16 protein-coding genes are annotated in these 14,957 nt (G+C 61.6%); all 16 read right to left on the bottom strand.

Annotated features, from left to right (window positions below; genetic code table 11):
* Window positions 1–3 precede the first annotated feature (3 nt).
* The 16 genes from MRBLMS1_RS15725 to MRBLMS1_RS15800 all read right to left on the bottom strand — a co-directional run bounded on the left by MRBLMS1_RS15725 (window position 4) and on the right by MRBLMS1_RS15800 (window position 14,955).
* Window positions 4–1,794, bottom strand: a complete 1,791-nt coding sequence (locus MRBLMS1_RS15725; RefSeq protein WP_034753387.1) for an acyl-CoA dehydrogenase C-terminal domain-containing protein — start codon at window positions 1,792–1,794, stop codon at window positions 4–6.
* 78 nt (window positions 1,795–1,872) lie between these two features.
* Complete coding sequence (locus MRBLMS1_RS15730; protein WP_034753385.1) at window positions 1,873–2,475, bottom strand: TetR/AcrR family transcriptional regulator; 603 nt, start codon at window positions 2,473–2,475, stop codon at window positions 1,873–1,875.
* Between the two features lie 258 nt (window positions 2,476–2,733).
* Entirely contained in the window at window positions 2,734–3,123 is a 390-nt protein-coding gene (locus tag MRBLMS1_RS15735; RefSeq protein ID WP_485880300.1) for an RNA-binding S4 domain-containing protein, read from the bottom strand.
* Window positions 3,120–4,283, bottom strand: coding sequence for a cardiolipin synthase ClsB (gene clsB / locus MRBLMS1_RS15740; protein WP_034753382.1), 1,164 nt, complete (start codon window positions 4,281–4,283; stop codon window positions 3,120–3,122). Before clsB ends, MRBLMS1_RS15735 begins: the two co-directional genes overlap by 4 nt.
* Window positions 4,284–4,292: 9 nt before the next feature.
* Window positions 4,293–5,114 (bottom strand): endonuclease/exonuclease/phosphatase family protein, encoded by an 822-nt coding sequence (locus MRBLMS1_RS15745; protein WP_034753381.1) that lies wholly within the window; start codon window positions 5,112–5,114, stop codon window positions 4,293–4,295.
* Between the two features lie 85 nt (window positions 5,115–5,199).
* The gene (locus tag MRBLMS1_RS15750) at window positions 5,200–5,493 is read right to left on the bottom strand and encodes a hypothetical protein (protein WP_072457749.1); all 294 of its coding nucleotides are present in this window, start codon (window positions 5,491–5,493) and stop codon (window positions 5,200–5,202) included.
* A gap of 19 nt (window positions 5,494–5,512) precedes the next feature.
* The gene (gene nudB, locus MRBLMS1_RS15755) at window positions 5,513–5,977 is read right to left on the bottom strand and encodes a dihydroneopterin triphosphate diphosphatase (protein ID WP_046682129.1); all 465 of its coding nucleotides are present in this window, start codon (window positions 5,975–5,977) and stop codon (window positions 5,513–5,515) included.
* Window positions 5,978–6,061: 84 nt separating this feature from the next.
* Window positions 6,062–7,858 carry an aspartate--tRNA ligase gene (gene aspS / locus MRBLMS1_RS15760; RefSeq protein ID WP_035824170.1) on the bottom strand — a complete coding sequence of 599 codons (1,797 nt, stop codon included), beginning with the start codon at window positions 7,856–7,858 and terminating at the stop codon, window positions 6,062–6,064.
* 69 nt (window positions 7,859–7,927) lie between these two features.
* Window positions 7,928–8,569, bottom strand: a complete 642-nt coding sequence (locus MRBLMS1_RS15765) for a DUF502 domain-containing protein (protein WP_034753372.1) — start codon at window positions 8,567–8,569, stop codon at window positions 7,928–7,930.
* A 39-nt stretch (window positions 8,570–8,608) separates the two neighbouring features.
* Window positions 8,609–8,917 (bottom strand): FmdB family zinc ribbon protein, encoded by a 309-nt coding sequence (locus MRBLMS1_RS15770; RefSeq protein WP_070221636.1) that lies wholly within the window; start codon window positions 8,915–8,917, stop codon window positions 8,609–8,611.
* Between the two features lie 79 nt (window positions 8,918–8,996).
* Window positions 8,997–9,599, bottom strand: coding sequence for a methyltransferase (locus MRBLMS1_RS15775; protein WP_485880305.1), 603 nt, complete (start codon window positions 9,597–9,599; stop codon window positions 8,997–8,999).
* Window positions 9,600–9,617: 18 nt separating this feature from the next.
* Window positions 9,618–11,189, bottom strand: a complete 1,572-nt coding sequence (ubiB, locus tag MRBLMS1_RS15780; protein ID WP_128141126.1) for a ubiquinone biosynthesis regulatory protein kinase UbiB — start codon at window positions 11,187–11,189, stop codon at window positions 9,618–9,620.
* Complete coding sequence (locus MRBLMS1_RS15785; RefSeq protein WP_128141389.1) at window positions 11,186–11,797, bottom strand: ubiquinone biosynthesis accessory factor UbiJ; 612 nt, start codon at window positions 11,795–11,797, stop codon at window positions 11,186–11,188. The genes ubiB and MRBLMS1_RS15785 overlap by 4 nt, the downstream gene beginning before the upstream one ends.
* A gap of 179 nt (window positions 11,798–11,976) precedes the next feature.
* Window positions 11,977–12,918: a Tim44 domain-containing protein gene (locus tag MRBLMS1_RS15790; protein ID WP_485880308.1), complete on the bottom strand. Its 942-nt coding sequence runs from the start codon at window positions 12,916–12,918 to the stop codon at window positions 11,977–11,979.
* A gap of 31 nt (window positions 12,919–12,949) precedes the next feature.
* On the bottom strand, window positions 12,950–13,684 hold the full coding sequence (gene ubiE, locus MRBLMS1_RS15795; protein ID WP_034753359.1) for a bifunctional demethylmenaquinone methyltransferase/2-methoxy-6-polyprenyl-1,4-benzoquinol methylase UbiE: 735 nt from the start codon (window positions 13,682–13,684) through the stop codon (window positions 12,950–12,952).
* Between the two features lie 29 nt (window positions 13,685–13,713).
* Window positions 13,714–14,955: an RNA polymerase sigma factor gene (locus tag MRBLMS1_RS15800; RefSeq protein WP_485880310.1), complete on the bottom strand. Its 1,242-nt coding sequence runs from the start codon at window positions 14,953–14,955 to the stop codon at window positions 13,714–13,716.
* Between the last annotated feature and the right edge of the window lie 2 nt (window positions 14,956–14,957).

Below are 14,957 nucleotides of genomic sequence, written 5' to 3' on the forward strand. Positions count from 1 at the left end.
GTCTTAGAACAGGTCTGCGTCGAGTGCCATCAGGTTGGCCGAACCGGAACGCGCCTGACGGATCAGGGTTGCCGTTTCAGGCTGCAAGCGGGCGAAGTAGAAACGTGCGGTAGCCAGTTTGGCGGTGTAGAACTTGTCGCCGCTGGATTCTTTTTCGAGGGCGATCTTGGCCATCTGCGCGAACAGGTAGCTGTAGATCATGTGGCCGACGACGCGCAGGTAAGGCACGCATGCCGCGCCCACTTCGTCAGGGTTCTGGAAGGCCTTCATGCCGATTTCCATGGTCAGCTTGGTGACTTTGTCGCCCAGGTCGCCCAGTGGCGTGACGAATTCGCTCATCGCTTCATCGGTGCCGTTGTCTTCGACGAAAGCCTTGATCTTTTCGCCGAATTTGCGCAGCTTGGCGCCGTTGTCGCCGAGGATCTTGCGGCCCAACAGGTCCAGCGACTGGATCGTGTTCGTGCCTTCGTAGATCATGTTGATGCGCGCGTCGCGCACGTACTGTTCCATGCCCCATTCCGAGATGTAGCCGTGGCCGCCGAACACTTGCATCGCGTCCGAAGTGGCGATCCAGGCGTTGTCGGTAATGAAGGCCTTGATGACAGGGGTCAGCAGCGCCACTTCGTCGGCCGCTTCCTTGCGCACGTCGGCGTCGGGGTGGTGCAGTTCGCGGTCGATCTGCAGCGCCACGTACGAGGTGAAAGCGCGCGCGCCTTCGGCGTAGGCTTTACCCGTCAGCAGCATGCGGCGCACGTCAGGGTGCACGATGATGCGGTCGGCCGGCAGTTCCGGGTTCTTGATGCCGGACAGCGAACGCATTTGCGTGCGGTCCTTGGCGTAGATCAGCGCGTTCTGGTAGGCGATTTCCGTCAGGCCCAGCGACTGCATGCCCACACCCAGGCGGGCCGCGTTCATGAAGACGAACATGGCGTTCAAGCCCTTGTTCGGCTGGCCGATGATCCAGCCTTTCGCGCCGTCCAGGTTCATCTGGCAGGTCGAATTGCCGTGGATGCCCATTTTTTCTTCGATGGCGCCGCAGGTGATCGGGTTGCGTTCGCCGACCGTGCCATCCGCGTTCGGCAGGAATTTCGGCACCAGGAACAGCGAGATGCCTTTCGAGCCTTCCGGCGCGTCCGGCACGCGGGCCAGCACCAGGTGCAGGATGTTTTCCGCCATGTCGTGTTCGCCGGCCGAGATGAAGATCTTGTTGCCGGTGATGGTCCAGGAACCGTCCGCCTCAGGCAGCGCTTTCGAGCGCAGCAGGCCCAGGTCGGTGCCGCAGTGCGGTTCGGTCAGGCACATGGTGCCCGTCCATTCGCCCGACACCAGTTTCGGCAGGTACACTTCCTTCTGGTGGTCGGTGCCGTGTTCCTTCAGGCACTCGTAGGCGCCGTGCGACAGGCCAGGGTACATGGACCAGGCCTGGTTCGACGAGTTCAGCATTTCATAGAAGGAATTGTTCAGCACGACAGGCAAGCCCTGGCCGCCGTATTCCGGATCGCAAGCCAAGGCCGCCCAGCCGCCTTCGACGTACTGCTTGTAAGCTTCCTTGAAACCTTTCGGCGTGGTCACGCTTTTCGTGACCGGGTCGTGGTGGCAGCCTTCGCGGTCGCCGGAGTGGTTCAGCGGGAACAGTACTTCGGAAGTGAATTTGCCGCCCTCTTCCAGCACCTGGTTGATGATGTCGGCGTCGACGTCGGCGTACGACGGCATTTGCTTCAGTTCTTCTTCCACTTGCAGGAACTCATGCAGGACGAATTGCATATCCCGGATTGGCGCGACGTATTGACCCATAATTTTCTCCTGAAGGCGATTAGCTAAAGTGTTGTACTTGTAAGTGCGTGTGCGTTGTTGCGGATACTGCCTGACGGCTTATTTGCTTGTGACGGAATTCTGGTACGACGCCAGCAGGCGGATAAAGCCCGCTTGCGCCCGTTCGATGCTGCCCGGCACGCGCAGGAAGCGCGCGTCGTGATGCAGGGCCAGGATCAGGCCATACATCTCGTACACCAGCTGCTGCGCGTCCGTGTCCGCTTTCAGGTCGCCCGTGGCGATCGATTGCTCGACACAGCGCAGCAGCGCGCCCTGCCAGGCCCGCACCATGGCCACGAGGGCCTCGCGGATGGGACCGGGACGGTCGTCATACTCGACGGCGCCGCTGATATAAATGCAGCCGGAAGCGATTTCCACGCTGACCCGCTTGACCCAGCGCGCAAACATCGATTGCAAGCGCTGGATGCCGCGTGGTTCTTTCATGCTGGGGAAAAAGACTTCTTGCTCGAAACGATAGTGATAGAGCTTCAGCACTTCCATCTGCAAGTCTTCGCGCGAGCCAAAGTGGGCAAACACGCCCGACTTGCTCATGTTCATTTTGTCCGCAAGCAACCCGATGGTCAGGCCTTCCAGGCCGTCGCGGCTGGACAGGTCCAGCGCCACGTCGAGGATGGCTGCACGGGTCAGTTCGCCCTTGCGCATGAATTTGACTGAAGTATTCAAGAGGTCCGTTCTCAAAGTGAGGTTGCCGATCTGGCGGACGGAAGCGAGGGTAAAAAAAAGCACGCCTCGAAAAAATCCGAACGCTCGTACTATTATCCACTACCACGTAAAAGTCAAACGGGAACTTTAGAGCCAGTGTTCTATTGGTGCAGCGCAGCATTTTTTGGCCGCGTGTTTGTAGCGATTTCAGACAGGCAAAAGCGTCGCGCGCCCTTGCCGCCTGGGTAGCAGCGCGCCTCAGTCGAGGTCGCCTGCCTTGCTCAATTGACGGCGGTCGCGCTTGGTCGGCCGCCCCTTGATGGTGCTGCCTGGCTCGCGGAACAGCTTGCGGTCCTCGGCCAGCTGCGCGCGGCGGGCGATGCTGGCCGGCGTTTCCGCATACAGCAGGCGCGCCACGGGCGCCGCGCCGCGCTTGTCGGACAGGCCCAGCACAGCCACTTCCCATGTCTCCGCGCCATTGTCGATGGCCAGCTCGTCGCCCAAGCGCACGCTGCGCGCCGGTTTCACGCGCTCGCCGCCCACTTTGACCTTGCCCGTGTCGACAGCTTCGCTGGCCAGCGAGCGCGTCTTGAAGAAGCGCGCCGCCCACAGCCATTTGTCCAGCCTTACCGTTGTCATCTCGCTCATGCGTACTTGCCTACTGAAAAAATGCGCATCACCAGCCGGTACGCGAGGAACGCGGCTTCATAGCCGATGCGCCGGAAGCGGCCGATGTGCTTGAAATCGTCCTGGTGAATGACGATGCCGTCGGCCACGCCCTGTTCGATATGCTGGCGCAAGCTTTGCGCGAAGGCCACGTCCTTGATCACCACGTTCGCTTCCTGGTTCAGGAACAGGCTCAGCGCGTCAATATTGCTGGAGCCCACCGTCGCCCAGTCGTCATCGACGACGGCCACCTTGGCGTGCAATTGCGTCTTGCGGTATTCGACGATTTTCACGCCGGCGGCCAGCAGTTTCGGATAAAACGAGTGCGCCACGGCATCCTGCATGCGGAATTCGCCCACGCCGATCAGCAGCACCACGTCGACGCCCCGCTGGGCCGCCTGGGCCAAGGCGTGGCGCAGCTTGTGTCCGGGCGCGAAATACGGGTTGGCCAGCATCACGCTTTTGCGCGCCTGGCCCAGCGCCTGCAGGTAGGCGCGCTGGATGGTGCGGCGGTTGCGCAGGTTGTCGCGCACGACAAAGCCGGCCACGACGGGATTTTTTGCCAGCTCCTTGCTGACGACGCGCATCTTGCGGTACAGCTTGATACGCCGTACCAGATTCATCTTGCCCAATCGCGCCCACTGCGCCTGCACCTCTTCGTGGATGGCGTCGACCAGCGGGCCCTTCACCTGCACGGCAAAATCCCAGCGCGGCGCTTCCAGGCTGATGTTGTGGTCGTAGTCGCAAAACATGTCATCATTGATATTGATGCCGCCCACCAGCGCGATCTCGCCATCGGCCACGCAGATCTTGCGGTGCGTGCGCGTGATGCCGCGCCGGAACCACGGGTTGAAGATGCGGTGGTGCACGCCGGCCGCTTCCAGTTGCGCATGCATGGCATTGACCCGGCGGTTGCCCGTGCCGAACCAGTCCGTGATCATGCACACGAGCACGCCGCGCGCGGCGGCACGCTTGAGCGCGTCGAGCACCAGGGTGCCCGTCGCGTCGTCGGCAAAGATATACGTTTCGAAATAGACTTCCGAGCGCGCGCCATCGATGGCGGCGATCAGCGCAGGAAAGTAATCGGTGCCGCAATACAGCAGCTTGATGTCGTTGTGGGCGATGAAATTGACTGTACGCATGCCGGCAGTCTACGCGAGTTTCAAAGCGGCAACGATCGGCGCGTGGTCCGACAATTTTGCCCACAGGGTGCCATGCATCACTTGCGCGCCTTCCACGTGGAAACCGCGCACATAGATGCGGTCCAGGCGGAACCACGGCAAGGCGGCGGGAAAGGTGCGCGCCGGCACGGGGATCGGCGTTTTCGTCTGGCGCCGCGCCAGGGTGCGCACCAGGTCACCCAAGGCCGAGTTCGACGCGCGCTGGTCGAATACCTCGACCACACCCAGCGCATTGCGCAGCTTGTCGCTGAGCGTGTTGCGCCAGTCGTTGAAATCGCCGGCAATGATGACGGGCTCGCCATCGGGCGCCGATTCCATCACGGCGTCGATCAGCGCCTGCGTCTGGCGGCCCCGTCCCGATTCGAACAGGCCCAGGTGAACGACATAGCAATGCACGTCGGCCTGCGGCGTCTTGAGCACGCAATGCAGGATGCCGCGCTGCTCGTAGGCATGGTCGGAGACGTCGTGGTTGGTTTGCGAGGCGATGGGGAACTTGCTGAGCAAGGCGTTGCCATGGTGGCCGTGATCGTACACGGCATTCATGCCATACGCGGAATGGTGCTCGGCGCCGGCAAAGAACTCGTGCTGCGACGCTTCCGGCCAATGCTTGTGGCCATTTTTCTCGGCGCCATAGCGGGCCGCATTGCGGTCGTGCTTGCCTTGCACTTCCTGCAAAAAGACGACATCGGCATGAAACAGGGCGATCGCCTGTTTTAAAGCATGTACGCGGGGCAAGCCTCGCACGGAGGAGACACCCTTGTGAATATTATAAGTTGCTACGCGGATTTTCATGCATTGATTCTACTCCCAGACGGGCCCCGCGCGGCGCCAGCGTAGGTGCGCGTGCGCACCTAAACTGACACAATCACGAACGCAATCAGGCCAGCATGCGTCCCACGCCCGCCGTCACGCTGACGAGCAGCGCGGTGATACCAGCCGCCCAGACGATCTTGACCAGCAACGGCGCGCCGCGCCAGGCCACCGTGCGCTTGCCCTTGGCAAACGCGCCCGGGTGCAGCAGCCAGCCGATGGCCATCAGCGGCATGCCGATCGGTGGCGTACGGCCGGGCACGGTGGAACTGAACAGCAGGAAAATAAAGCACAGGCAAAAAACAATGCCCAGGGTGCCCAGCAGTTTTTGCTGCGCAGTCAAATGTAACCAGTTCAACATGGAATGCTTTCTAGGGAAATCAGGTGGGACGCGCCAGGCCCGTCATGGCCGGCAATTGCAAAATCGCTTCCGCGTTGGACGACGAGAAACAACGGTCGGCCGCCGCCAAGTACGGCAGCCACGCGTATTGCAAGTGTTCGCGCGGGCTCAGGGTGATGGCGATATCGCGCGGTACTTGCACGCTGAACACGTGTTCCGTGTTGCGCGTCACGCCGGGCGCATAGCGGTGGCGCCAGATCGGATAGATCTCGTACACGTTCGACAGATTCCAGTCGCGCAGCACGATGTCGTGTCCATCGGCAACGATGCCGGTTTCCTCGAACAGTTCGCGCGCGGCCGTCTGCAGCAGCGGTTCATCGACGGCATCGACGGAACCCGTCACCGATTGCCAGAAACCGGGCTGGCCCGCGCGTTCGATGAGCAAGACGTCAAGGTCAGCCGTATGAATGACGACCAGCACGGAAACAGGAATTTTATGAGTCATATCAACAATGAAAAAGGCGCCACGACAGCGCCTTTTTTTGCATAGTGGATCAAACAGCGGCCGCCAGGGCAGCCGCATGTTTCATTACACTACTTTTGGCTCGGCGCTGCGCAAACGGATGTGCAGTTCGCGCAGTTGCTTCTCGTCCACTTCCGACGGCGCATGCGTCAGCAAATCTTGCGCGCGCTGGGTTTTCGGGAAGGCGATCACGTCGCGGATCGATTCGGAACCCGTCATCATGGTCACGATACGGTCCAGGCCGAATGCCAGGCCGCCATGCGGTGGCGCGCCGTATTGCAGGGCGTCGAGCAGGAAGCCGAACTTCAGCTGCGCTTCTTCGGCATCGATCTTCAGCGCGCGGAACACTTTCGACTGCACTTCTTCGCGGTGGATACGGATCGAACCGCCGCCCAGTTCCCAGCCGTTCAAGACCATGTCGTAGGCCTTGGCGATGCAGGCGCCCGGATCGCTTTCCAGCATGTCTTCATGGCCGTCTTTCGGCGCCGTGAATGGATGGTGGGTCGCCGTCCAGCGGTCCGCTTCTTCGTCGTGCTCGAACATCGGGAAGTCGACCACCCACAATGGCTTCCACACGTCTTCGAACAGGCCGGCTTTCTTGCCGAATTCGCTGTGACCGATTTTCACGCGCAGCGCGCCGATGGCGTCGTTGACGACCTTGGCCTTGTCCGCGCCGAAGAAGATCAGGTCGCCGTCTTGCGCGCCCGTCTGCTCGAGGATCGTGGCCAGCACGTCGGCAGGCAGGAACTTGACGATCGGCGACTGCAAGCCTTCAGGACCCTTGGCTTTCTCGTTGACCTTGATGTAAGCGAGGCCCTTGGCGCCGTAGATGGCGACGAACTGGGTGTAGGCATCGATTTCCGAACGGGGCATGCTGCCGCCTTGCGGTACGCGCAGGGCAACCACGCGGCCGCCTTTCATGTTGGCGGCGCCGTTGAAGACCTTGAACTCGACCGATTTCATGACTTCCGTCAAGTCCGTGAAGGCCAGCTTGACGCGCATGTCCGGCTTGTCGGAACCGTACAGGCCCATCGCTTCGGCGAAATCCATCACCGGGAACGGGTTCGGCAGGTCGATGTCCAGCGTGTTCTTGAAGACGACGCGGATCATGTCTTCGAACAGGTCGCGGATTTCCTGTTCCGTCAGGAACGAGGTTTCGCAGTCGATCTGCGTGAATTCAGGCTGGCGGTCAGCGCGCAAGTCTTCGTCGCGGAAGCACTTGGTGATCTGGTAGTAACGGTCGAAGTTAGCAACCATCAACAGTTGCTTGAACAACTGTGGCGATTGCGGCAAGGCGAAGAAGCTGCCCGCGTTGACGCGCGACGGCACCAGGTAATCGCGCGCGCCTTCTGGCGTCGACTTGGTCAGCATCGGCGTTTCGATGTCGATGAAGCCCAGCGCGTCGAGGTACTTGCGCACTTCCATCGTCACCTTGTAGCGCAGGCGCAGGTTGTTCTGCATTTGCGGGCGGCGCAGGTCCAGCACGCGGTGCGTCAAACGCGTCGTTTCCGACAGGTTGTCGTCGTCCAGCTGGAACGGCACGGGCACGGAAGGGTTCAGCACTTCCAGCTCCGAGCAGACCACTTCGATCTTGCCCGACTTCAGGTTGTTGTTGATCGTGCCTTCGATACGGTTGGTCACGACGCCCGTCACGCGCAGGCAGAATTCATTGCGCACGGCTTCGGCGACCTTGAACATCTCCGCTTGTTCCGGATTGCAGACGATTTGCACCAGGCCTTCACGGTCGCGCAAGTCGATGAAAATCAGGCTGCCGTGGTCGCGGCGGCGATGTACCCAGCCGCACAGGCTGACGGTTTGTCCCAGCATGGCTTCGGTAACGAGGCCGCAGTATTCAGTACGCATAGACATAAAATTCTCAGTTCAGGTTAGTGAGTGTTCAATCCGGCCACGTCCCGCATGGGACGCCTGCCTTTATTCTTTGGCTGCCGGGGCCGGTACAGCAACAACTTCCGCAGGCGCCACCACGCCCATCGAGACGATATATTTGAGCGCCGCATCGACGCTCATGTCGAGTTCGACGACATCGCTGCGCTTCATCATCAGGAAAAAGCCCGATGTCGGGTTCGGCGTCGTCGGCACATACACGCTGACAAAGTCGCCCACCAGGTGGTTCGCCGCATCGCCGCCCGGCACGCCCGTCAGGAAAGCGATGGTCCAGGAGTTCTGGTGCGGATACGGCACCAGCACGGCCTTGCGGAACGCATTGCCCGACGGGGAAAACAGGGTATCCGACACTTGCTTGACGCTCGAATACAGGGAATTGACGATGGGTATGCGTTGCAGCAATTTTTCCCACAGCTTCACCACGTAATTGCCGACCAGGTTATTCGTCAGCAAGCCCGTGAAGAACACGATCAGTACCGTCAATACCGTGCCCAGGCCGGGAATGGTGCTCAGCGCGGGAACCTTGTGGCCGAACCAGACGCTGGGCTGCGTACTGCCGGGCACCAGCAACAGCGACTGGTCCATCGTGCTGATCACCAGATTCAGGACCCAGGCGGTAATGGCCAGGGGCACCAAAATCAGTAATCCGGTAATAAAGTATTTACGCATCAGTTTCTCGGTAATGGATCGTATCGGCGCGGCGCGCGCTCAGTCCGCTTTCGGCGCGGTGGCAGCCGGGGCGGGCGCAGGTGCGGCAGCAGGCGCGCTCTCGGCGGCCGGGGCAGGCTTGGCGTTATCGGCCGGGCCCGTCGGAATGGCCGTGGTGGGCGCCGTGCCGCCGCGGAAATCGGTCGCGTACCAGCCAGTGCCCTTCAATTGGAAACCGGCGGCCGTCAATTGTTTCTTGAAACTGGGCTTGCCGCACGACAGGCACACCGTCAGTACTGGATCGGAGATCTTTTGCAAGACGTCCTTGGCAAAACCACACTCGTCACAACGGTAAGCGTAAATCGGCATCTCTACTCCGAGAAAATCATCAAAAACCCTGAATTATAAAGCTTTTCCTTTGCCCCCAACGGAAATTGACCGGTCCGCCTCAGTCCGCCCGGCGGCGCCAGCTCATCCAGCGCTCCTTGCCGGCGAAGACGGCGATGGAATCGTCGACGGCTTCATCGGCCAGGCAGTTGAAATGCGGGGCCAGCAATTCCTGCAGTTTCTCCTTTGAAATACCAAATGGCGGTCCCTTGGCATTGTCGTCAAAGAAAAAGTAACCGGCCAGCATGGCGCCCGGCACCAACAGCTGCGCCCAGCGGGCCGCCACTTGCGGCCACATGGCGCGCGGCATGGCGCAAAGAAAGGCCCGTTCATAGATCAGGTCCAGCGGTGCGACAGGTTCCCAGGCAAAGAAATCGGCTTCCACCACCTGCCCTGCCCGTTCGCCGACGATGACGCGCGCGGCGGCCACGGCGGCCGGCGAAAAGTCGATGGCCGTGGCATCCCAGCCGTGATCGAGCATGAAGACCAGCTCATAGGCCGAGCCGCAGCCGGGGATCAGGCAGCGCAGCGGCGCCGGGCTACCGGCAACGAAGCTGCGCAGGCGCGACGGCACGCCGCCGTGGTCCCAGGGCGTAAATTGCTTTTCGAAACGCTCGTCCCAGAAGGCGGGCGAGAGCGGATCGCGGGTATTGAAGTCAGCCATCACTTACGTCCTCAGCCTTTAAAACGGCAGTTGATGCCAGCGCATGAACACTTGCAAGCCCAGCGCGCCGAGGGCGAAGGCGCCCACGAAGTACACGATAAAGCTCAGCAAGCGGTTCGTCTGGCGTTGCTCCGCCAGCAAGGTTTTCATCAATTCCACATCGTTTTCGCGCGGCTCGCCATGCACGGTCAAGGCCTGGTGCAGCAAGCGCGGCAGTTGTGGGAAGATGTGCGCATAACGGGGCGCCTCGGCGCGCAGGCGCTCCATGAAGCCTTGCGGGCCCACCTGATTGCTCATCCATTTTTCCAGGTAGGGCTTGGCCGTTTGCCACAGATCCAGTTCCGGGTCCAGCTGGCGGCCCAGGCCTTCGATATTGAGCAGGGTCTTTTGCAGCAGCACCAACTGCGGCTGCACTTCCACGTTGAAGCGGCGCGAGGTCTGGAACAAACGCAGCAGAACTTGCCCAAAAGAAATATCTTTCAGCGGACGGTCGAAGATCGGCTCGCAGCAGGCGCGCACGGCCGCTTCCAGCTCATCGACGCGCGTGTCCTTCGGCGCCCAGCCCGATTCAATGTGCGCCTCGGCCACGCGCTTGTAATCGCGGCGGAAGAAGGCGAGGAAGTTTTGCGACAGATAATCCTTGTCGTAGTCATTCAACGTTCCCACGATGCCGAAGTCGAGCGCAATGTAGCGGCCGAACGATTCCGGCGCGATCGACACGAGAATATTGCCCGGGTGCATGTCCGCATGGAAAAAGCCGTCGCGGAACACTTGCGTGAAGAAAATCTCCACGCCATCGCTGGACAGTTTGCGCAAATCCACGCCGGCTGCTACCAGGCGCTCCGTCTGCGACACGGGAATGCCGACCATACGCTCCATGACGATGACGCTGCTGGAACAGTAATCCCAGTGCATTTCCGGCACCAGCAGCAAGTCCGAGTTGGCAAAATTACGGCGCAGCTGGCTGGCGTTGGCCGCTTCGCGCATCAGGTCCAGCTCGTCGTGCAGGTACTTGTCGAACTCGCCCACCACCTCTTTCGGTTTCAAGCGCTTGCTGTCGGCCCACAGGCGGCTGGTCCAGTCGGCGGCGATGTGCATCAGGGCCACGTCCTCGTCGATCAGCTTTTTCATGCCTGGACGCAAGACCTTCACGGCCACTTCGCGGCCATCTTTCAAGGTAGCGAAGTGCACCTGGGCAATCGAGGCGGACGCCACCGGTTCGCGCTCGAAGTGGGCAAACAACTGATCCGGATGCGCGCCGAGCGACTTGGTGATTTGCGCGATGGCCAGATCGGAATCGAAAGGCGGCACCCGGTCTTGCAGCCGTGCCAGTTCTTCGGCGATGTCGAGCGGCATCAGGTCGCGCCGGGTCGACAGCACCTGGCCGAATTTGACGAAAATCGGGCCCAGCTCTTCCAGCGCCAGGCGCAGGCGCAAGCCCCGTGGCGACGACAGGTCGCGCCAGAAAATCAGGGTGTCGATCAATTTGGCGGTGCGGGGAACTTGCAGACCAGAAATCGCTATCTCATCCAGACCGTACTTGATGGAAACACGGATGATTTTAAACAGGCGCAGGAATTTCAATATCATGTAGACAAATCCGGTGAGGAAGACTGCGGCTGGACGGCGGCGGCCGCCTTTTCCAGCCGGGCAAGGCGCTTGGCCAGGCGTTCGACGTCATCGCGCACGCGCGTCACGCCAGCGGAATACTCTTGCAGGGTAGAAGGACGGATCAGCATGGGCTGTTCGTCGAGAAAATATTCGGCCACGTTTTCCGCCAGCTTTTGCTGGCCCGTGCGCACAAACGCGGCCGCATCCTTCGCGCCGGCAACGAGGCGCGTGGCCAGCATGGGCCCGACGACCTTTTCCAGGTCGTGCTCGGCTTCCCAGCGCAAACCCTTGCTCAATTGCGAAATCGCATTGGCAAACTCGGCATCGCCTTCGATCTTGACGTAGGAAAACGCCCGCTCGCGGTTTTGCAGGATCAGCGGCACGTCGGACAATTTTACGCGGATGGTGACGTTGGCCGGCATGTCAGCCGGCACCGCTTCCAGCATGCCTGCGCTGTCGACGCGCAGGCGCAGGGCCACGGCGCCCGTGTCGATGCAAGCCAGCTTGCCGGCGTGCACGGCCAGCTGCTGGCGCGCCCACGGCTCTTGCGCCAGCAAGTGGTTGATGGTTGCAATGACAGGCGTCATCAGGGAAAGGTCGGAAAGTGGTGCCATCTATATACAGCGCGCCAGGCGCGCCCCTAAAAAGAAAAAACCGCCCGTAAAACAACGTGGGCGGTTTCGATCTTACCAGTTCAGCAGGCAATATCTGTTAAGCATCATGCATTCCGCATGGACTTAAGCCAATATTCAGCAAGTTTTTGCAATTAATTCAATTGCTGGATGCCTGCCAGGACCCAGCCGCTATTGCCGCTGACGGGTTTCGACATATTCCACACTTCCGCGAACGGTTCCGCCGCGGCGCCCGGCGCCGAACGGATCAGGCCCACAAACTTCACGCTGGCCAGGTAATCGTTGACGCTCGTCTCGATACCCAGCAGTTCGGCATCGATGGTGACGACATCGGTAAAGTCTGGCTGCGCACCCCGTTCCTGGATTTGCATGCGCAGTTCCGCATACACTTCCGGCGACGTGAATTCGCGGATATCGTTGACGTCAGCCTTGTCCCAGGCCGCTTGCAGGCGAATGAAATTGCTTTTCGCGTGGCGCAGGAAGGCATCCTTGTCGAAGTCGCTTGGCACGCCCCATGGCGCGGCAGCCGGCACCGGCTTGTCCAGACCGACGCCGGACGAGACGGGCTGCAGCGGTGGCAGCGGTGGAATGCGCGAACCGATGTCAGGCAGGTTGCCCGCTGGCGCAGGCTGGTTGCCGAAGCCGGCGAACGGCGTATTGCCGCTGCTGTTGCCAGCACGCTTGCCGCGCACCATGCGGTAGATGAAGAAGACCACGCCGGCCAGCAAAGCCACCATCAGCAAGGTGCTGATCATGCTGGCCAGGGCGCCGCCCAGGCCGAAGTGCGACAGCAGCGCGCCCAGACCCAGACCCAGCAAGGCGCCGCCCAGCAAACCCTTCCAGCGGCTCGGTGCCTTGGCGGCAGGTGCTGGCGCAGGAGCCGGCGCCGGTTGCGCCTGGCGTGGCGTGGCAGCCGGTGCCGGCGCTGGGGCCGGCGCGGGCGCCTGGCGGCTCACGCTTTGCGACTGACGGCCTATCGAACGGCCACCGCCCATGGGACGGGCCAGCGCCTCGCCCAGCATGGATACCGTGGTCGCGGCCAGCATCATGCCGACCATAAATTTCTTCAATTTCATTCCATCTCCTAAAATCACCAACGTTGATGCATTACATCTTGATACCGGTGTGCAAGGCGGCAATGCCTGCCGTCAAATTGTAGTACTGCACGCGTTCCAGACCCGCCGTTTCCATCATGGTCTTCAGGGTTTCCTGGTCCGGGTGCATGCGGATCGATTCCGCCAGGTAGCGGTAGCTTTCCGCGTCGCCGGCGATTTTCTGTCCGAACCACGGCAAGACCGAGAACGAATACAGGTCGTACGGCTTTTGCAGGGGAGCGGCCACCTTGGAAAACTCCAGCACCAGCAGCTTGCCGCCCGGTTTCAGCACGCGGCGCATTTCCGCCAGCGCCACATCCTTGTGCGTCATGTTGCGCAGGCCAAAGGCCACGCTGACACGGTCGAAATAATTATCGGGGAATGGCAGTTTTTCCGCGTCACACAACAAGGTGGGGGTGAGCAAGCCGCGATTCAAGAGGCGGTCGCGGCCCACGCGCAACATCGATTCATTGATATCGGTCAGCCAGACTTCGCCGGTAGGGCCCGCCTGCTTGGCGAATGCCTTCGACAGGTCGCCCGTGCCGCCGGCAATGTCGAGCACCTTGAAACCGGGGCGCACGCCCGCGTTGGCAATGGTGAACGTCTTCCACAGACGGTGCAGCCCGCCCGACATCAAGTCGTTCATCACGTCGTATTTGGCAGCGACGGAATGGAACACCTTGGCGACTTCGCGCACTTTGTCGTCTTCTGCAACTGTTTTGTATCCGAAATGGGTCGTATTGGTCATGGTAGGCAGTCTGTTTGAACTTGGGAGCATTATACAAGCGGCAGGCGCATTTCCCCGTGACGCCGGAGAAGGTATTGCCTTTCCACTGCATTCGACGCCAGCATGGCCGCCCGGGCATACGCCGCCAGCGCCTCCGGCCGGTCGCCCTGGCGGCGCAGCAAGTCGGCCCGGGCCGCATGCAGATAATGCGATAGCGCCAGGCTGGGCACGGCTTCCAGGCGATCGAGCCACGCCAGCCCGTGTGCGGCGCCATGCGCCATGGCGCAGGCGATCACGGCATTGAGCAAGATCAACGGTTCCGGCTTGTGCCGCAGCAAGGCGCCGTACAGGGCGCTGATCTGGCGCCAGTCTGTCTGGCTGGCCGTGGGCGCTTTGGCGTGCAAGGCGGCAATGGCCGCCTGCAGCTGATATGGCCCTGGCACACGCGCCGGCAAGGCCAGTTCCAGCAGCGCCAGTCCCTCGACAATCAAGTCCCCTTGCCACAGGCGCCGGTCCTGCTCTTCCAGGGTCAGCAGATAGCCTTCAGGCGATAGCCGGGCCGGGCCGCGCGACGCCTGCAGCAGCATCAGGGCCAATAGCCCCTGCACTTCGGGCTGGCCCGGTTGCAGGCTGTCGAGCAAGCGTCCCAGGCGCAGCGCCTCGGCGCACAGGTCCGCGCGCAGCAGGGTCTCGCCGCCGCTGGCGCAATAGCCTTCGCTGAATACCAGGTAAATCACGTGCAGCACCTGCGCCAGCCGTGGCTGCAATTCTTGTTCCGGCGGCAACTCGAAGGGGATACGCGCTTCCGCGATCTTGCGCTTGGCGCGCAATAGCCGCTGCGACAGGGCCGCTTCCGCCACGCCGAAGGCGCGCGAGATCTCGCCCGTGGACAGGCCACACAAGGTGCGCAGGGCCAGCGCCACCTGCGCCTCGGGCGCCAGCGCGGGATGGCAGCAGATGAACAGCAGGCGCAGGCGATCGTCCCCGATGGCCGGCGTTTCCTCTTCCACGGATACAGTCAGGCCGGACAGCACGGCCTCGGCATCGCTGACGCTCTTGCCCGCCCGGCGCACGTGATCGAGCCCCGCATTGCGCGCCACGGAACTGAGCCAGGCGGCGGGATTATCGGGGATGCCCGTGCGCGGCCACAGCTCCAGCGCCTTGCGGCACGCTTCCTGCAACACATCTTCCGCCAGGCCCAGGTCGCCGAAACGCCGCATCAGGCCGGCCAGCACCCTGCCCTTTTCCTGGCGAAAGACGTGTTCGACGGCCGCAATGGCGTCGCCGGCCATCG

The sequence above is a fragment of the Massilia sp. LMS1-1-1.1 genome (assembly GCF_040815535.1).
Taxonomy (GTDB): Bacteria; Pseudomonadota; Gammaproteobacteria; order Burkholderiales; family Burkholderiaceae_D; genus Janthinobacterium; species Janthinobacterium aestuarii.